This is a genomic window from Sphaerisporangium viridialbum, from assembly GCF_049674955.1.
Classification (GTDB): domain Bacteria; phylum Actinomycetota; class Actinomycetes; order Streptosporangiales; family Streptosporangiaceae; genus Sphaerisporangium; species Sphaerisporangium viridialbum.
The window spans coordinates 7,934,733-7,953,283 of record NZ_CP187232.1 but is presented as its reverse complement, the minus strand read 5'-3'; the positions used below and the strand labels follow the sequence as shown (position 1 = coordinate 7,953,283).

Annotated in this window: 10 protein-coding genes and 3 rRNA genes; 11 read left to right on the top strand and 2 right to left on the bottom strand. The window is 64.0% G+C overall.

All coding sequences use genetic code 11. The features are described from left to right. Positions 1-82: 82 nt before the first annotated feature. Positions 83-463 (bottom strand): ATP-binding protein, encoded by a 381-nt coding sequence (locus tag ACOZ38_RS35735; RefSeq protein WP_424537149.1) that lies wholly within the window; start codon positions 461-463, stop codon positions 83-85. A gap of 395 nt (positions 464-858) precedes the next feature. On the opposite strand from ACOZ38_RS35735, the gene ACOZ38_RS35730 reads away from it, so the two are divergent. The 11 genes from ACOZ38_RS35730 (at position 859) to ACOZ38_RS35680 (ending at position 17,559) form a co-directional block, all read left to right on the top strand. Further along, the gene (locus ACOZ38_RS35730) at positions 859-1,728 is read left to right on the top strand and encodes a helix-turn-helix domain-containing protein (protein WP_405140548.1); all 870 of its coding nucleotides are present in this window, start codon (positions 859-861) and stop codon (positions 1,726-1,728) included. 208 nt (positions 1,729-1,936) lie between these two features. Then, positions 1,937-3,310 carry a trigger factor gene (gene tig / locus ACOZ38_RS35725; RefSeq protein ID WP_424535421.1) on the top strand — a complete coding sequence of 458 codons (1,374 nt, stop codon included), beginning with the start codon at positions 1,937-1,939 and terminating at the stop codon, positions 3,308-3,310. A gap of 249 nt (positions 3,311-3,559) precedes the next feature. After that, a complete protein-coding gene (locus ACOZ38_RS35720) occupies positions 3,560-5,128 on the top strand; it encodes a Na+/H+ antiporter (RefSeq protein WP_424535420.1) in 1,569 nt (522 codons plus the stop codon). A 118-nt stretch (positions 5,129-5,246) separates the two neighbouring features. After that, positions 5,247-5,891 carry a ClpP family protease gene (locus tag ACOZ38_RS35715; protein WP_405140545.1) on the top strand — a complete coding sequence of 215 codons (645 nt, stop codon included), beginning with the start codon at positions 5,247-5,249 and terminating at the stop codon, positions 5,889-5,891. An 11-nt stretch (positions 5,892-5,902) separates the two neighbouring features. Beyond that, positions 5,903-6,547: an ATP-dependent Clp protease proteolytic subunit gene (locus tag ACOZ38_RS35710; protein ID WP_405140544.1), complete on the top strand. Its 645-nt coding sequence runs from the start codon at positions 5,903-5,905 to the stop codon at positions 6,545-6,547. A gap of 180 nt (positions 6,548-6,727) precedes the next feature. Next, entirely contained in the window at positions 6,728-8,011 is a 1,284-nt protein-coding gene (clpX, locus tag ACOZ38_RS35705; protein WP_392838701.1) for an ATP-dependent Clp protease ATP-binding subunit ClpX, read from the top strand. Positions 8,012-8,294: 283 nt separating this feature from the next. Next, positions 8,295-10,892: a valine--tRNA ligase gene (locus ACOZ38_RS35700; RefSeq protein WP_424535419.1), complete on the top strand. Its 2,598-nt coding sequence runs from the start codon at positions 8,295-8,297 to the stop codon at positions 10,890-10,892. A 670-nt stretch (positions 10,893-11,562) separates the two neighbouring features. Continuing rightward, a 16S ribosomal RNA gene (locus ACOZ38_RS35695) occupies positions 11,563-13,084 on the top strand. A 500-nt stretch (positions 13,085-13,584) separates the two neighbouring features. Further along, positions 13,585-16,720, top strand: a 23S ribosomal RNA gene (locus tag ACOZ38_RS35690). A gap of 186 nt (positions 16,721-16,906) precedes the next feature. Then, a 5S ribosomal RNA gene (gene rrf, locus ACOZ38_RS35685) occupies positions 16,907-17,023 on the top strand. Together the 16S, 23S and 5S rRNA genes form the textbook arrangement of a ribosomal RNA operon. A gap of 251 nt (positions 17,024-17,274) precedes the next feature. Next, positions 17,275-17,559: a hypothetical protein gene (locus ACOZ38_RS35680; RefSeq protein WP_424535418.1), complete on the top strand. Its 285-nt coding sequence runs from the start codon at positions 17,275-17,277 to the stop codon at positions 17,557-17,559. A 7-nt stretch (positions 17,560-17,566) separates the two neighbouring features. Here the strand turns inward: ACOZ38_RS35680 and ACOZ38_RS35675 are convergent, their stop codons facing one another. After that, positions 17,567-18,379, bottom strand: a complete 813-nt coding sequence (locus tag ACOZ38_RS35675; protein WP_424535417.1) for a methyltransferase domain-containing protein — start codon at positions 18,377-18,379, stop codon at positions 17,567-17,569. Between the last annotated feature and the right edge of the window lie 172 nt (positions 18,380-18,551).

The window sequence follows — 18,551 nt, the reverse complement described above, 5'->3', positions numbered from 1 at the left end:
GGCGCTCAGAGCACGGCACCGAGGGGCAATGGTCGCGGGCCGCCAGGGCCGGGGCGAGCACGCTCAGCGGTCGGCGCGGAAATCAGCGGTCGGCGCGGAAGAGGGCCCAGACGGCCTTGCCGCCATCGTCCAACGCGTCCCAGCCCCAGCAATTGCTGTAGGTCTCGACGATGTACAGGCCGCGCCCGTGCTCCGAGATGAAGTCCGGCTCCTTGGGCGTGGGCACCTCGTCGCTGGGGTCCGACACCGCGAGCAGCACATGCGGCGAAAGGCGCAGGAGCATCAGCGTGATCGGGTGCTCGACGTAGCGCCGCGTGGAGTAGCTCGCGTAGCGGACGGCGTTGGTGACCAGTTCGGACACCACGAGCGCCGCGTCGTCGCCGAGTTCCGGAAGTCCCCATCCCTTGAGGGTGGTCCGGGTCACGTCGCGGGCCGTTTTCACCGAATCGGCCTGGGGACGCAACGGGCAGGTGGTGGCGTCCTCGCGACCGCTCGACCGCAACAGCCTTTGGAATCCCACTTCACGGGTTGCTTCGAGGCAGCGGGCCGCGGATACGGGCTCCAGCATCCTGCTGATACCTCCCGCTGTCATTGTCAGTCTCCGCAGCCTGTCGTCTCTTTTACGAGTTAGTGCACCTTTAACCCAATATGCACTAGACCATCATGGGTCAGTATTGCGGCTCGGTGCAAGACCCAAATGCACGTGCAGTTGCGCCGTGCAGACGCATGAACTCGTACGGATGGGACGTCTGAGTCGTGACGACGCGACAGGTGATAGGGACGCGCGGACCAGACCTTGTCACGGGGGCCGGAAGTGGTGACACTGTGTTGGCTGGCCTGAGTAGAGAAGGAGGCCGAATGACGCTGTTCCAGCCTGGATCCGGTCCCACGGCCCTCCGCATCCTCCTGGGCTCCCAGCTGCGTCGCCTCCGCGAGCAAAAGGGCATTTCGCGCGAGGAGGCAGGTCATCTGATCCGAGGTTCCGAGTCCAAGATCAGCAGGATGGAGCTGGGCCGGGTCGGATTCAAGGAACGCGATGTGGCGGACCTGCTCACCTTTTACGGAGTCGCGGACGGAGAGGCCAGGTCGGCCGTCATGGACCTCCTGGACAGAGCGAACGAACCAGGCTGGTGGCACCGTTTCAACGATCTCCTGCCCTCCTGGTTCCAGGCGTACGTCGGCCTGGAAGAGGCCACATCGCGCATTCGCACCTACGAGGTGCAGTTCATCCCCGGCCTGCTGCAGACCAAGGAGTACGCCCGCGCCGTCATCACCGCGGGCGCGGCCGGTGTCGGCCCCGCGGAGATCGCGCGCCGCGTCGACCTGCGGGTGGAGCGGCAGCGCGTCCTCGACCGCGCCGACGGGCCGGTCTTCTGGGCGGTGATCGACGAGGCCGCGCTGCGGAGGCCGATCGGCGGCGCCGACGTGATGCGCGGACAGCTGGAGCACCTGCTTGAGCTCATGCGCCAGCCGAACATCACGATTCAGGTCATGCCGTTCAGTTTCGGCGGGCACAGCGCCGAGGGCGGCGCTTTCAGCATCCTACGTTTCGAGGACAGCGAGCTTCCCGACGTGGTATACGTCGAGCAGCTTGCTAGCGCGCTCTACCTGGACAAACGCGAGGAAGTGGACCGTTACAGCGAGGTGATGGAGCGGCTGTGTGCCGTGAGCACCACGCCGGACGCGACGGTCGACATTCTTCAGAAGATCATCTCTGATAGATTCTGACGCCTGTCGATGACGCCGAAGGTGCCCGCCTGCCCTAGACTGGCATGCGGCGCTGGACACCCGCCACAGTTGAGCACGCCCAGATAGTTCGTGCCCGTTGGCCTGTGCACTGAGCCGCCCATGTGGGCGCGGCGCGCGAGCATGTCGCGGTAGCCGTACGGCATGACGCGCCCGCGATCACCAGAAGCTTGATCAAGGAGACCACCCCGTGAAGACCGCTGTCGAGGAGCTCAGCCCGACCCGGGTGAAGCTCACCGTCGAGGTGCCGTTCGAGGAGCTCGAGACGAGCATGCAGGCGGCGTACAAGAAGGTCGCGCAGCAGGTGCGCGTGCCCGGCTTCCGCCCCGGCAAAGTTCCCGCCCGCATCATCGAGCAGCGCTTCGGCCGCGCGGTGGTTCTGGAAGAGACCCTCAACGACGCCCTGCCGAAGCTGTACGGCCAGGCCGTCGACGAGAGCGACGTCTTCCCCGTGAGCCAGCCCGAGATCGAGGTCACCAAGATCGACGATGGCAAGGAGGTGGAGTTCACCGCGGAGGTGGACGTCCGCCCGGCCTTCGACATCCCGGCCTACGAAGGCCTTGAGGTGACCGTTCCCTCGGCGGAGGTCTCCGATGAGGACATCGACACCCAGATCGACGCGCTGCGTCAGCGGTTCGCGACGCTGACCGGGGTCGAGCGCCCCGCCGGCAACGGCGACTACGTCGTGATGGACCTCTCCGCCACGATCGACGGAAAGAACATCGAGGAGCAGCAGGCCTCGGACGTCTCCTACGAGGTCGGCGCCGGCTCGGTGCTGGAAGGCCTCGACGACGCTCTGGTCGGCATGGGCGCCGGCGACGAGAAGACCTTCACTACGACGCTCGTGGGCGGTGAGAACGCCGGCGAGGAAGCCGACGTCACCATCAACGTCAAGAGCGTCAAGGAGAAGGTCCTCCCCGAGCTCGACGACGAGTTCGCCGGCCTCGCCAGCGAGTTCGACACCCTCGAGGAGCTGCGCGACAGCATCCGCGAGCAGGCCCGCCGCAACAAGCTCGTCGACCAGGTCGTGCAGGCCCGCGAGAACGCCCTGGCCACCCTGCTCGACCAGCTCGACATCCCGCTCCCCGACAGCGCGCTGAAGGCCGAGCTCGACGCCCGCAAGCACAATCTCGAGCACCAGATCGGCGAGAGCGGCCTCAGCCGCGAGGCGTACTTCCGGCTCTACCAGACCACCGAGGAAGAGCGGTTCGCCGAGTTCGACGAGAACTCCCGCAAGGCGATCAAGACCGGCTTCCTGCTCGACAAGATCGTCAAGCAGGAGGACCTCGGCGTCAACGAGCAGGAGCTCACCAACTTCGTGGTGCGCCGCGCCATGCAGATGGGCGTCGCCCCGAACACCCTCGCCCAGCACCTCGCCGACAACGACCAGCTCACGCTGGCGATGGTCGAGATCGTCCGTGACAAGGCCAAGACCGTCATCGGCGACGCGGCCAAGGTGACCGACGATGCGGGCAACGAGATCGACCTCAAGGCCATCTACACCGAGCTCAACGAGGCCGACGAGGCCGCCGCCGCCGAGAGCGCCGCCCAGCCGGCCGAGTGACGCTCCGGTTCGCCTGACATCAGCGCCCGAATCACCGTTCAGGCGTTGACGGGGCCTTCCGGTTGCCCGGTTCACATCGAGCCGTGCTGGAAGGCGATGCATTCTCTGTACGACGCCCCCGCCGCGATCTCGCGGCGGGGGCGTCGTCGTCTCACCTCTAGAGGCATGCACGCTTAGGCGAAGTTTGGGGTGATTCTTGCCGATTGCGGGGCAGCTCCCGACTGTGTGCGCAGGCAATCGGGGGAGCCGATGATCGAGGGTTACCTCATCGTCGCCGTGGCCATCGCCGTGATCATGCTGGTCGGGCGGGGGTTGGCGCGGCATTTCGGCATACCGCAGGCGATACCGCTGGTCCTGCTGGGAGTGGCCGCGAGCCTGCTGCCCGGCATGTCCAAGGCCGCGGTGGCGCCCGAGGTCATCCTCAACATCTACCTGCCGCTGCTGGTCTACCGCGCCGCGTTCCTGACCGCGCCTCGCGAGACCAAGGAGGACGCGGTCCCCATCTCGGTGATGGCCTTCGGCCTCACGTGCGTGACCGCCTTCGCCGTCATGGTGGCGGTGCACCTGGCCGTGCCCCAGGTGGGCTGGCCGGTCGCCCTCGCGCTCGGCGCGGCGGTCTCGCCGACCGACCCGGTGTCGGCGACCTCGATCATGCAGCGCCTCGGCGCCCCGCGCCGCCTGGTGACGATCCTGGAGGGTGAGAGCCTCGTCAACGACGCCGTGGCCCTCACCCTGTTCGGCCTGGCGCTCACCGCGATCTCCGAGCCGGTCACGCTGGCCGGCGGTGCCTGGCTGATGGTCCGCGTCGTCGTGGGCGCGGTGCTGTACGGCCTGATCGTCGGATGGCTCGTGGCCCGGCTCCGCCTCTGGATCAAGGATGGCGGCGCGCAGATCGTGGTCTCCCTGATCACGCCGTTCCTCGCCTACCTCCCTGCGGAGCATTTCGGGCTTTCCGGGGTGCTTGCCACCATCACCACCGGCTTCTACCTCGGCATGCGCGCTCACGGGCTGCTCCAGCCCGCCTCCAGGCTCACCGGCAACGCGTTCTGGGACGTCCTGGTCTTCCTGCTGGAATCCAGCCTGTTCGTCCTGCTCGGGCTGGAGATCCGCCAGGTGATCACCGGGGTGTCGAGCTACTCGGCGGCCTCGCTGGCGGGGACGGCCCTGATCGTCCTCGCCGTCATCGTGCTGCTCAGGCTGCTGTGGACAGTGGTGGTGTTCCCGCTGGCCAAGTGGCTGCCGGGCAGGCACCTGTCGTTCGACCGCGTCGCCAGGGCCGAACGCGTCGTCATGGGCTGGGCGGGGATGCGCGGCGCGATCACCCTCGCCGTCGCCCTGTCGATCCCGCTGACCGTGCCGAACCGGCCATTGATGATCTTCCTGGCCGCCGTCGTGGTCCTCGTCACCCTTCTCGGTCAGGCCACCACTCTGGCGCCGCTGCTGCGCCGCCTCGGCCTGGGGGAGTCCAAGAAGTCCGTCATCGAGGAGGCCACCGCCCGGGAGGCCACGATGGATGCGGCCCTGGCGCGGCTCGACCGGCTCAGCTCCGACGGCCAGGTGGACGACCACATGGCCGACGTCTTCCGCCAGCTGCTCGAACTGCGGCTCGATCGCGTACGGGCGATCCTCGACGAAGACGTGGAAGAAGGGGCGTCCGGTCAGTCCGAGACCCGCTGGCTGCGCAAGCAACTCGCCCATGCCCAGCGGGAGAAACTGGACGAGCTGTACTCGAAGGGCAAGATCAGCGCGGGGACGCAGCGTCATCTCGTCCACGAGCTCGACCTCGAAGATCGCCGCCGCGCGTCGGGCCCCCACTGAGCCCCCTAGGCACCTGCGCCGTCAGCGAACAGTGTGGAGACGGGGTCTGACCGGTCGGTGCCGCGCGTTAAGGTCACAAGCAAAGCCCATCGATTACGACGCATCGGAAGGTGACGCTGTGACCAGCCCGCCGACCTCTTTCCAGCCCACCAGCTTCGGGCCGGAGTCGCGTGGCCGTGAGAACGGCTCGTTCCGGCTCGAGGACCAGCTATACAACCGTCTGCTGCGTGAGCGCATCGTGGTGCTCGGCACCCAGGTGGACGACGAGGTCGCCAACCGCATCTGCGCAGAGCTGCTGCTCCTGGCCGCCGACGACTCCGACCGTGACATCTGGCTCTACATCAACTCTCCTGGCGGTTCGGTGACCGCAGGCATGGCGATTTACGACATGATGGAGTATGTGCCGAACGATGTCTGCACGGTCGCCATGGGTCTCGCCGCCTCGATGGGGCAGTTCCTGCTGTGCGCCGGGGCCACAGGCAAGCGTTACGCGCTGCCGCACGCTCGCATCATGATGCACCAGCCTTCCGGCGGCATCGGCGGCACGGCCGCGGACATCGCGATCCAGGCCGAGCAGATGCTCTACGTCAAGAAGACCTTGGCGGAGCGCATCGCCCACCACACGGGCCAGCCGCTCGACCAGATCGAGAGGGACTCCGATCGGGACCGCTGGTTCACGGCAGAGGAGGCCAAGGACTACGGCTTCATCGACAATGTCGTGCGCAGCGCGCGGCAGGTGCCCTCTGAGGGCGCCGTCTCCTGAAGGGGCAATTCGTGAGTGATCTGATCCGGCCGGGAGACATCAACGGCCGTTACATCATCCCTTCGTTCGTCGAACGCACCACGTACGGCGTCAAGGAGATGAACCCTTACAACAAGCTTTTCGAGGATCGCATCATCTTCCTCGGGGTGCAGATCGATGACGCGTCGGCGAACGACGTGATGGCCCAGCTGCTGACCCTGGAGTCACTCGATCCCGACCGTGACATCAGCATCTACATCAACTCCCCGGGTGGCTCGTTCACCGCGATGACGGCGATCTACGACACCATGCAGTTCGTCCGTCCGGAGATCCAGACGGTCTGCCTCGGCCAGGCGGCGTCCGCCGCGGCCGTGCTGCTGGCCGGCGGCACTCCGGGCAAGCGCTTCGCGCTGCCGAACGCCCGTGTCCTGATCCACCAGCCGTCCACCGAGGGTGGGGGCCAGGGAAGCGACATCGAGATCCAGGCGCGCGAGATCCTGCGGATGCGCTCGCTGCTGGAGGAGATCGTCGCCCGTCATTCGGGCAAGACGCAGGAAGAGGTCCGTCGCGACATCGAGCGCGACAAGATCCTCAATGCCGATGAGGCCAAGGACTATGGCCTGATCGACGACATCATCCCCTCACGGAAGAAACGCGCCCAAGCCGTGGCTTCCTGAGGACGCGGATCGCACCGGAACGGTGCCCAATTGGGCACGTTCCGGTGCGACTCACCGCTAGGGGGCGCACTGAGGGCCCAGAAGACGGTAACGTCGAAACCTGAGCGGGATGACTTTTCGGACCGAGTCCGCAAGATTCGGATCGCGGAGCAGGCGGTCCCACGCAAAGGAGTATCTGGGGTGGCACGCATCGGCGACGGCGGAGACCTGCTGAAGTGCTCGTTCTGCGGGAAGAGCCAGAAGCAAGTCAAGAAGCTCATCGCCGGACCAGGCGTCTACATCTGCGATGAGTGCATCGATCTCTGCAACGAGATCATCGAGGAGGAGCTCTCCGAGTCCTCCGAGCTCAAGTGGGACAGTCTTCCCAAGCCGAGAGAGATCTACGAGTTCCTCGACGCCTACGTCATCGGTCAGGACAAGGCGAAGCGGGCCCTCTCGGTGGCGGTCTACAACCACTACAAGCGGGTGCAGTCCGGCGAACGCGGCCGAGACGACGGCCTTGAGCTGGGAAAGTCCAACATTCTGTTGCTCGGCCCGACCGGTTCGGGCAAGACCCTGCTCGCGCAGACTCTCGCGAAGATGCTGAACGTGCCGTTCGCCATCGCGGACGCCACGGCGCTCACGGAGGCGGGCTACGTCGGCGAGGATGTCGAGAACATCCTGCTCAAGCTGATCCAGGCCGCCGACTACGACGTCAAGAAGGCCGAGACGGGCATCATCTACATCGACGAGGTCGACAAGATAGCCCGCAAGAGCGAGAACCCCTCGATCACCCGTGACGTCTCGGGCGAGGGCGTGCAGCAGGCGCTGCTGAAGATCCTCGAAGGCACGACCGCCTCGGTCCCGCCGCAGGGCGGCCGCAAGCACCCGCACCAGGAGTTCATCCAGATCGACACCACCAACGTGCTGTTCATCTGCGGTGGCGCCTTCGCCGGCCTCGAAAAGATCATCGAGTCGCGCATCGGCAAGAAGGGCATCGGGTTCAACGCGATCATCCACTCCAAGGATGAGATCGACGCGTCCGACATCTTCGCCGACGTCATGCCGGAGGACCTGCTGAAGTTCGGCATGATCCCCGAGTTCGTCGGCCGTCTTCCGATCATCACCAGCGTGCACAACCTCGACCGCGAGGCGCTCATCCAGATCCTCACCGAGCCGAGGAACGCCCTGGTCAAGCAGTACCGCCGGCTGTTCGAGCTCGACAACGTCGAGCTGGAGTTCACCGACGACGCGCTGGAGGCCATCGCCGACCAGGCGATCCTGCGCGGCACCGGAGCCCGCGGGCTGCGCGCCATCATGGAGGAGGTCCTCCTCTCGGTGATGTACGAAGTGCCCTCCCGGCAGGATGTGGCCCGCGTCGTCATCACCAGGGAGTCGGTCCTGGAGCACGTCAACCCCACCCTGGTCCCTCGCGACCAGCTGAACGCCAAGCAGCAGCGCACTCCCCGGGAGAAGTCCGCCTGATCGGGCGATCCCTCCGACGACGCTGACGCCACCTGATCGCGAGCGGCCACCCGGCCGCCCGCGATCACGGCTTTCCAGCGGAAAACGGCCGCGATTCAGGACATTTCCGGGCCCAGGTCCGTATCTCCGGCGCGCTGCGGAGACCCCGGCAATGTCACTCACCGTAATGTCGTCATACTTATAGTCATGCCCAATATGGTTTTTGGGCGGCTTGTGTCCGTATATCGGGTAAGGGGCGGCCTGCGGTTAGGACACGGGCAAGGTGCGGGCCTCCCTACAATTGGTGACTGTGACAACGCCTGAGCTGCCAACCCAGTACGCACCCGCTGACGTCGAGACCCAGAGCTACGAGCGCTGGGTGGCGGAGGGCTACTTCACTGCGGATGTAGGCAGCGAGCGCGAGCCGTACAGCATCGTCCTGCCGCCGCCCAACGTCACCGGTGTCCTCCACATCGGCCACGCCCTCGACCACTCCATCCAGGACGCCCTCAGCCGGCGGGCCCGCATGCGCGGGTACGAGACCTTGTGGCTCCCCGGCATGGACCACGCCGGCATCGCCACGCAGAACGTCGTCGAGCGCGAGCTGGCCAAGGAGGGCCTGTCCCGGCACGACCTCGGCCGCGAGGCGTTCGTCGAGCGGGTCTGGCAGTGGAAGGAAGAGTCGGGCGGCCGCATCCTCGGTCAGATGACCAAGCTCGGCGACAGCGTCGACTGGTCGCGCGAGCGGTTCACCATGGACGAAGGCCTCTCCCGGGCCGTCCAGACGATCTTCAAGCGGCTCTTCGACGACGGCCTGATCTACCGCGCCGAGCGCATCATCAACTGGTGCCCGCGCTGCCTCACCGCGCTCTCCGACATCGAGGTCGACCACACCGACGACGAAGGCGAGCTGGTCTCGATCCGCTACGGCGAGGGCGAGTCGTCCATTGTCGTCGCCACCACCCGGGCCGAGACGATGCTCGGAGACACGGCCGTCGCCGTGCACCCCGCAGACGAGCGTTATGCCCACCTGATCGGCACGTCGGTGGAGGTGCCGCTCACTGGGCGCCTGATCCCGATCGTGGCGGACGAGCACGTCGACCCGGCGTTCGGCACTGGCGCGGTCAAGGTCACCCCCGCCCACGACCCCAACGACTTCGAGATCGGCCGGCGCCACGGGCTGCCGTCGCTCGCGGTCATGGATGAGCGGGGCGTCATCACCGCCCACGGTCCCTTCCAGGGGCTCGACCGCTTCGAGGCCAGGCCCGCCGTGGTCGCCGCGCTGCGCGCCGAGGGGCGCGTGGTCGCCGAGCGGCGTCCGTACCTCCACGCCGTCGGCCACTGCTCCCGCTGCAAGACCGTGGTCGAGCCGAGGTTGTCCCTGCAGTGGTTCGTGAACGTCCAGCCCCTGGCGAAGGCCGCGGGGGACGCCGTGCGCGACGGCCGCACCCGCATCCAGCCGCCTGAGCTGGCCAAGCGCTACTTCGACTGGGTCGACGACATGCACGACTGGTGCATCTCCCGCCAGCTTTGGTGGGGCCACCGCATCCCGGTCTGGTACGGCCCGGAGGGCGAGGTGCTGTGCGTCGGCCCTGACGAGGAGCCTCCCGCCGGGTACGTGCAGGACCCCGACGTGCTCGACACCTGGTTCTCCTCGGCCCTGTGGCCCTTCTCCACCCTCGGCTGGCCGGAGCGCACGCGCGAGCTGGAGCGCTTCTACCCCACGACGGTCCTGGTGACGGGGTACGACATCCTGTTCTTCTGGGTCGCGCGGATGATGATGTTCGGGCTCTACGCCATGGACGGCACGCCGCCGTTCCAGACGGTCGCGCTCCATGGCATGGTCCGCGACCAGTACGGCAAGAAGATGTCGAAGTCGTTCGGAAACGTCGTCGATCCGCTCGACTGGATCTCCCGGTACGGCGCGGACGCGACCCGCTTCACCCTGCTGCGGGGCGCCGGCCCGGGGTCGGACGTGGCGATCAGTGAAGACTGGGCCGCGGGCTCCCGCAACTTCTGCAACAAGATCTGGAACGCCACCCGGTTCGCGCTGATGAACGGCGCGACGGTCTCGGCCCCACTGCCCGACCCTGGCGACCTGACCGTCGCCGACCGGTGGATCCTGTCCCGCCTGCGGTCGGTCGTCGCCGCGGTGGACACGGGCTACGAGGACTTCGAGTTCGCCAAGATCTCCGATCACCTCTACCACTTCGCGTGGGACGAGGTCTGCGACTGGTACGTCGAACTGGCCAAGATCCAGATCGCGTCGGGCGGTGAGGTGGCCGACCGCACCCGCCTGGTGCTGGGGCACGTGTTCGACGCGCTGCTCCGGCTGCTGCATCCTCTCGTGCCGTTCGTCAGCGAGGAGCTGTGGCGGGCGCTCACCGGGGGGCCGTCCATCACGGTCGCCTCCTGGCCGGTCACCGACGCGCGGTACGCCGATCAGGCGGCCGAGGGGGAGATCCTCTCCCTGCAGGAGCTCATCACCGAGGTCCGCCGCTTCAGATCCGACCAGGGGCTGAAGCCCGGCCAGCGGGTCGCCGCCAGGCTCTCACTCGACGGTACGGCGCTCGCCTCCCATGAGACCGCCATTCGCACCCTGCTGCGGCTGGACGACCCCGCAGAGTCGTTCACGGCCACGGCACGGCTCGCCGTGGGCCCGGCCGTCGTCGAGATCGACACCGCCGGAGCCATCGACGTGGCCGCCGAGCGGCGGCGCATGGACAAGGATCTCGCCGCCGCGCGCAAGGAGGCTGCCCAGTCGGCCGCCAAGCTGACGAACGAGCAGTTCATGTCCAAGGCACCGGAGGATGTCGTGGTCAAGGTCCGCGCCAGGGCGGCGCAGGCGGACGCCGACATCGCCAGGCTAGAGGCCCAGCTCGCGGCGCTGCCGGCGAGTTGAGACACCCTTCCGGGAGCCCGTGACCGCGATGGTCGCGGGCTCCTGCGCGTCGGCCCACAAGGCGCCCGTGCCCTTCGGTCCGTAAGGGCCCGAAGCGGAAGGTTTGGGCGTTCGCGACCCGGGAATAACCAGGGGCTGACCCAAGTTGTTCATGACACGGTCGCACCGATGCTAGAGTTCTTCTCGCAGGGCGCGCCACACTCCGCTCGATCTGAACGGAGACTCCGGGAATCATTCGACTCCTAGAGGTGTTAGGCTCTCCTGCACTCCCGCAAGACCTACCTGGCTTTGAAGCGCAACGTCAGTACTTGACGAGGCTCTCCGGACCTGGTAAGTTAGTGGAGTTGCCCTGGAGACGGGGTGGTCTAAATCCTAGTGGGTTCGGGTGGCTGGAAGTCAAGTGCCTGCAAAGGCGCGGTTTGCTCCCGGTTAAACGGCCTTGTAAGATGAAGACATACGAGATGGAAGCCCCGGAGTTCGGGTCCACGTGGTGGGTTCGGGTGATGGTGTACGCGTCCGTTTCTTGAGAACTCAACAGTGTGTTAAAAGCCAGTGCATGAATATGCATACCTCCGTCTTCCGCATGCTCGTTTGTGGGTGTGTGGGGATGGTTTCCTTTGGTTGACATCGCACATGTGTGTGTGGTGTTCGCCGGGATTTCTTCAGACATTGTTTGGAGAGTTTGATCCTGGCTCAGGACGAACGCTGGCGGCGTGCTTAACACATGCAAGTCGAGCGGAAAGGCCCTTCGGGGTACTCGAGCGGCGAACGGGTGAGTAACACGTGAGTAACCTGCCCCTGACTTTGGGATAAGCCCGGGAAACTGGGTCTAATACCGGATACGACCAGCCTTGGCATCGGGTGCTGGTGGAAAGTTTTTTCGGTTGGGGATGGACTCGCGGCCTATCAGCTTGTTGGTGGGGTAGTGGCCTACCAAGGCGACGACGGGTAGCCGGCCTGAGAGGGCGACCGGCCACACTGGGACTGAGACACGGCCCAGACTCCTACGGGAGGCAGCAGTGGGGAATATTGCGCAATGGGCGAAAGCCTGACGCAGCGACGCCGCGTGGGGGATGACGGCCTTCGGGTTGTAAACCTCTTTCAGCAGGGACGAAGTTGACGTGTACCTGCAGAAGAAGCGCCGGCTAACTACGTGCCAGCAGCCGCGGTAATACGTAGGGCGCAAGCGTTGTCCGGAATTATTGGGCGTAAAGAGCTCGTAGGTGGCTTGTCGCGTCTGCCGTGAAAGCCCATGGCTTAACTGTGGGTCTGCGGTGGATACGGGCTGGCTAGAGGTAGGTAGGGGCAAGCGGAATTCCTGGTGTAGCGGTGAAATGCGCAGATATCAGGAGGAACACCGGTGGCGAAGGCGGCTTGCTGGGCCTTACCTGACGCTGAGGAGCGAAAGCGTGGGGAGCGAACAGGATTAGATACCCTGGTAGTCCACGCTGTAAACGTTGGGCGCTAGGTGTGGGGTCCTTCCACGGATTCCGTGCCGTAGCTAACGCATTAAGCGCCCCGCCTGGGGAGTACGGCCGCAAGGCTAAAACTCAAAGGAATTGACGGGGGCCCGCACAAGCGGCGGAGCATGTTGCTTAATTCGACGCAACGCGAAGAACCTTACCAAGGCTTGACATCGCCCGGAAAGCTCTGGAGACAGAGCCCTCTTCGGACTGGGTGACAGGTGGTGCATGGCTGTCGTCAGCTCGTGTCGTGAGATGTTGGGTTAAGTCCCGCAACGAGCGCAACCCTTGTTCCATGTTGCCAGCACGCCCTTTGGGGTGGTGGGGACTCATGGGAGACTGCCGGGGTCAACTCGGAGGAAGGTGGGGATGACGTCAAGTCATCATGCCCCTTATGTCTTGGGCTGCAAACATGCTACAATGGCCGGTACAGAGGGTTGCGATGCCGTGAGGTGGAGCGAATCCCTAAAAGCCGGTCTCAGTTCGGATTGGGGTCTGCAACTCGACCCCATGAAGTCGGAGTCGCTAGTAATCGCAGATCAGCAACGCTGCGGTGAATACGTTCCCGGGCCTTGTACACACCGCCCGTCACGTCACGAAAGTCGGCAACACCCGAAGCCCGTGGCCCAACCAGCTTGCTGGGGGGAGCGGTCGAAGGTGGGGCTGGCGATTGGGACGAAGTCGTAACAAGGTAGCCGTACCGGAAGGTGCGGCTGGATCACCTCCTTTCTAAGGAGCATCTGGCTGAGCTCGCGGGTGCGTCGCAAGGTCGTCGCATCGGGGTTTGGTCCATGGTCGTGTTCGCAAGCGTTCGTCTTGTGCGCGACCTGCTCATTAGTGGAGCACTGGCTAGTCGGATCGTCGGGGTCGCCCCGGCGGCTGGTACCGCCGTGGACCTTCTCTTTGGAGGGGGTCGCGGAGTGGGAACGCTGTCGTGGGGGTTCGGGTGGTTCGAACACACTGTTGGGTCCTGAGGAAACGGGCCAACGCGCGGGGCCGCCGTGACCGGGTTGACCGGTTGCTTGCCATGGTCGTTGATCGTGGTGGCGGTCTCGTTGCTTGTTGGGTCTGTTCCTTGTTTGCGGGGCCAGCCTTCCGTCATACCGGTTCGCATCGTGGCTTGAGAGATGTTGTGTCTTTCGGGTTGGTGGTGTGGGTGTCTGGTGGTGGGTGGGGTTGGTGGCCTGTTTGTTGTTTGTGAATTGCATAGTGGACGCGAGCATCTTTGTGGCCAAGTTTTTTAGGGCACACGGTGGATGCCTTGGCATCAGGAGCCGATGAAGGACGTGGGAGGCTGCGTTAAGCCTCGGGGAGTCGCCAACCAGACGTTGATCCGGGGATGTCCGAATGGGGAAACCTAGCACCAGTCATGTGGTGTTGCCGCCGTCTGAATGTATAGGGCGGTTGGTGGTAACGCGGGGAAGTGAAACATCTCAGTACCCGTAGGAAGAGAAAACAATAGTGATTCCGTGAGTAGTGGTGAGCGAAAGCGGATGAGGCTAAACCATGCGCGTGTGATAGCCGGCAGGTGTTGCGTGTGTGGGGTTGTGGGACCCTCTTGGAGGAGCTGCCGTTCTTCCGAACAGTGATAAATCGATGGGGTAGTCGAAGCTTCTGGGAAGTTGCGCCGTAGACCGTGAGAGTCGGGTAGGCGAAACCTTGTCGACTGTTTGAGGGGATCCCAAGTAGCACGGGGCTCGAGGAATCCTGTGTGAATCTGCCAGGACCACCTGGTAAGCCTAAATACTCCCTGATGACCGATAGTGAACAAGTACCGTGAGGGAAAGGTGAAAAGCGCCCCGGTGAGGGGTCGTGAAATAGTACCTGAAACCGTGTGCCTACAAGCCGTAGGAGCTTGGTCGTTTTCGGACGACCGTGATGTGACTGCGTGCCTTTTGAAGAATGAGCCTGCGAGTTATGGTGTGTGGCGAGGTTAACCCGTGTGGGGGAGCCGTAGCGAAAGCGAGTCTGAATAGGGCGTTTGAGTCGCATGCTGTAGACCCGAAGCGGAGTGATCTACGCATGGGCAGGTTGAAGCGCGGGTAAGACCGTGTGGAGGACCGAACCCACCAGGGTTGAAAACCTGGGGGATGACCTGTGTGTAGGGGTGAAAGGCCAATCAAACTCCGTGATAGCTGGTTCTCCCCGAAATGCATTTAGGTGCAGCGTCACGTGTTTCTTGCCGGAGGTAGAGCACTGGATGGCTGATGGGCCTTACCGGGTTACTGACGTCAGCCAAACTCCGAATGCCGGTAAGTGAGAGCGTGGCAGTGAGACTGCGGGGGATAAGCTCCGTAGTCGAGAGGGAAACAGCCCAGACCACCGACTAAGGCCCCTAAGCGTGTGCTAAGTGGGAAAGGATGTGGAGTCGCAGTGACAACCAGGAGGTTGGCTTAGAAGCAGCCATCCTTGAAAGAGTGCGTAATAGCTCACTGGTCAAGTGATTCCGCGCCGACAATGTAGCGGGGCTCAAGTACACCGCCGAAGTCGTGGCATTCACGCGTTAAGCCTGGTGTGATGTGAGTCGCATCTAGGTGTGTGGATGGGTAGGGGAGCGTCGTGCGGCCGGCGAAGCAGCCGAGTGATCGAGTTGTGGAGGCCGTGCGAGTGAGAATGCAGGCATGAGTAGCGAATCAGAAGTGAGAAACTTCTGCGCCGGATGACCAAGGGTTCCTGGGCTAGGCTAATCCGCCCAGGGTAAGTCGGGACCTAAGGCGAGGCCGACAGGCGTAGTCGATGGACAACGGGTTGATATTCCCGTACCCGCTAGCATGCGCCCATATCGAATCCAGTGATACTAAGGGTCCTTAAGCCCCTGTTGTCCTTCGGGACTTGGTGAGGCTGAACGCCTGGCCTGATCTGGTAGTAGGTAAGCGATGGGGTGACGCAGGAGGGTAGCCCATCCCAGGCGATGGTTGTTCCTGGGGTAAGCATGTAGCCCGTGGCATAGGTAAATCCGTGCCGCATATAAGGGTGAGATGTGATGCCGAGCCGATTGTGGTGAAGTGGGTGATCCCATGCTGCCGAGAAAAGCCTCTAGTGAGTGTGCCGGCGGCCCGTACCCTAAACCGACTCAGGTGGTCAGGTAGAGAATACCAAGGCGATCGGGTGAACTGTGGTTAAGGAACTCGGCAAATTGCCCCCGTAACTTCGGGAGAAGGGGGACCCTTGCTGGTGATGAGTCTTGCACTCGGAGCTGGTGGGGGTCGCAGTGGCCAGGGGGAAGCGACTGTTTACTAAAAACACAGGTCCGTGCGAAGTCGTAAGACGATGTATACGGACTGACGCCTGCCCGGTGCCGGAACGTTAAGGGGACCGGTTAGTGCGCTTTCGGGCGTGCGAAGCTGAGAACTTAAGCGCCGGTAAACGGCGGTGGTAACTATAACCATCCTAAGGTAGCGAAATTCCTTGTCGGGTAAGTTCCGACCTGCACGAATGGCGTAACGACTTCCCCGCTGTCTCAACCACAGACCCGGCGAAATTGCACTACGAGTAAAGATGCTCGTTACGCGCAGCAGGACGGAAAGACCCCGGGACCTTCACTACAGCTTGACATTGGTGTTTGGGACGGCTTGTGTAGGATAGGTGGGAGACGGTGAAGCTTGGACGCTAGTTCGGGTGGAGTCATTGGTGAAATACCACTCTGGTCGTTTTGGATGTCTAACCCGCGCCCGTGTATCCGGGTGGGGGACAGTGTCTGGTGGGTAGTTTAACTGGGGCGGTTGCCTCCTAAAGGGTAACGGAGGCGCCCAAAGGTTCCCTCAGCCTGGTTGGCAATCAGGTGTTGAGTGTAAGTGCACAAGGGGGCTTGACTGTGAGACCGACAGGTCGAGCAGGAGCGAAAGCTGGGACTAGTGATCCGGCGGTGGCATGTGGAAGCGCCGTCGCTCAACGGCTAAAAGGTACCCCGGGGATAACAGGCTGATCTTCCCCAAGAGTCCATATCGACGGGATGGTTTGGCACCTCGATGTCGGCTCGTCGCATCCTGGGGCTGGAGTAGGTCCCAAGGGTTGGGCTGTTCGCCCATTAAAGCGGTACGCGAGCTGGGTTTAGAACGTCGCGAGACAGTTCGGTCCCTATCCGCTGCGCGCGCAGGAGACTTGAAAGGGGCTGTCCCTAGTACGAGAGGACCGGGACGGACGAACCTCTGGTGTGCCAGTTGTTCTGCCAAGAGCACGGCTGGTTGGCTACGTTCGGGAGGGATAACCGCTGAAAGCATCTAAGCGGGAAGCCTGCCTTGAGATGAGGTCTCCCACCTGGAAACAGGGTAAGGCTCCCAGGAGACGACTGGGTTGATAGGCCGGAGGTGGAAGCATCGTGAGGTGTGGAGCTGACCGGTACTAATAGGCCGAGGACTTGACCACAAAGCTAATGTTCCCCTGCGTGGTCAAAGTGTGTGATGGTGTGCTGCGGCCCCGGTTCTCTTCGCCGGGTCCCGGGTGCATGCGCAACCGTCACATGATTCCCTAGCAGGGGGCATCTTGCTCGCGTCCACTATGTAACTCAGAAACAACAAACTGGGGTGACCCGGGTTGTGTGTTTCAAGGGGTTACGGCGGTCATAGCGGAAGGGAAACACCCGGTTACATTCCGAACCCGGAAGTTAAGCTTTCCAGCGCCGATGGTACTGCACCGGGGACGGTGTGGGAGAGTAGGACACCGCCGGACAAATATTGTGTAGGTAGGAAAGCCATCCACTTTGTGGATGGCTTTCCTGCGTTTTGGGGCATTTCCCGCTGGCCGCCTGGCCCCCTGGACACGTAACTATCTAGTGTTCCGCGCCAGAAATTCGTCGGCAAATATCGGGCGAGGGATTCGAGGATCTCGTCCGCGGTCTTCTTCCACACGAACGGGCGTGGGTTGTCGTTCCACTGAGCGATCCAGTCTCGGATGTCCGCTTCCAGGGACTGGACGCTCTTGTGGACTCCACGCCGGATGAGCTGGTCGGTCAGGAATACCAGCGGGTCGGCACCTGGGCGGCGGCCGGCAACGTCGAGATCGCCTACACCCCGACCAACTCCTCCTGGCTCAACCGCATCGAGGCCCAGTTCACCGCCCTGCGCTACTTCGTCCTGGACGGCACCGACCACGCCAGTCATAAAGAGCAGGGCAGCATGATTCGCCCCCGCTACATGATCTGGCGGAACCGCCATGGCGACGATCGCCGCTTCCGAGCTGTTGTCGCCAAGGCAAACGTGGCCTGATACGGCATCAGTCGGCTTGAAGAACGAAGAACAGGAAGCACAGGAAGGCCTCCGAGGGCTTGTCCGCGAAGATGCCGGGGAACAAGTCGCGGGCCCCCGGTGCGGGGAACGGTTCGCTGATGACGGCGATCCGGAAGCCGGCTGCGGTGAAGGCATCGGTCATCGCGTGCAGTGGCCGGCGCCAGAAGCTCATCAGGGCGCTGTGCTCGCCGAGGGTCCATTCCTCGGAGTACTTGCGGGTCGCGAAGTAGCTGGCGCCGGGACCGGCCTGCAGGTAGTCGGCGAAAGGGTGATTAACGGACACGATCAGCCGGCCGCCGGGCGTCAGCACACGCCGCAGTTCGGCCAGCGGTGCCGTCCAGTCCTCCAGGTAGTGCAGGACAAGGGACGCGACGACATCGTCGAACGCGGCGTCGGGGAACGGCAATGGGCTGCCCAGATCGGCGAGGTGCAGGGCCGCGCCGTTGCCGAGCCGCTGCCGGGCCAGCTCCAGCATCTTGGTGCTGGAGTCGAAGCCGGTCACGATGGCGCCCCGGTCGCGCAGTGCCGCGGACAGGGGGCCAGAGCCGCAGCCGGCGTCGAGGATCCGCCGGCCGGCCACGTCACCGGCCAGGTCCAGGATCGCGGGCCGCTCGTAGTAGGCGTTGATGAGGCTGGCCTCGTTTTCGGCCGAGTACGCCTCGGCGAAGCTGTCGTAGTCGTTGGGCACAGCCCGCTCTGCGGGCCCGGCAGAACCCTCGGGAACAGGACGGATCCACGGCGGCTGCGTGGGGGCTGCGGTGTCCGCTTGCCCGGCAGAACTCTTGGGAGCGAAAGTCATGCGGGCGATCCTGGCACGTTCGGCCTGTCCGGCATCGGGTGTTTCACGATCGTCCTGCGCCCCATGGGTGCCGATTAGCGCCACACAGGGCAAACGTTCTCTGACGCGGCACTAGGTCGTCCGTTCCCCAACTCCCTCCGTCCGTCTACGACGGTCCACTCCCACTGTTCCG

Coding starts and splice junctions, on each gene's coding strand:
- ACOZ38_RS35730 (WP_405140548.1), top strand. CDS start 859: ATGACGCTGTTCCAGCCTGGATCCGGTCCCACGGCCCTCCGCATCCTC.
- ACOZ38_RS35720 (WP_424535420.1), top strand. CDS start 3,560: ATGATCGAGGGTTACCTCATCGTCGCCGTGGCCATCGCCGTGATCATG.
- ACOZ38_RS35675 (WP_424535417.1), bottom strand. CDS start 18,379: ATGACTTTCGCTCCCAAGAGTTCTGCCGGGCAAGCGGACACCGCAGCC.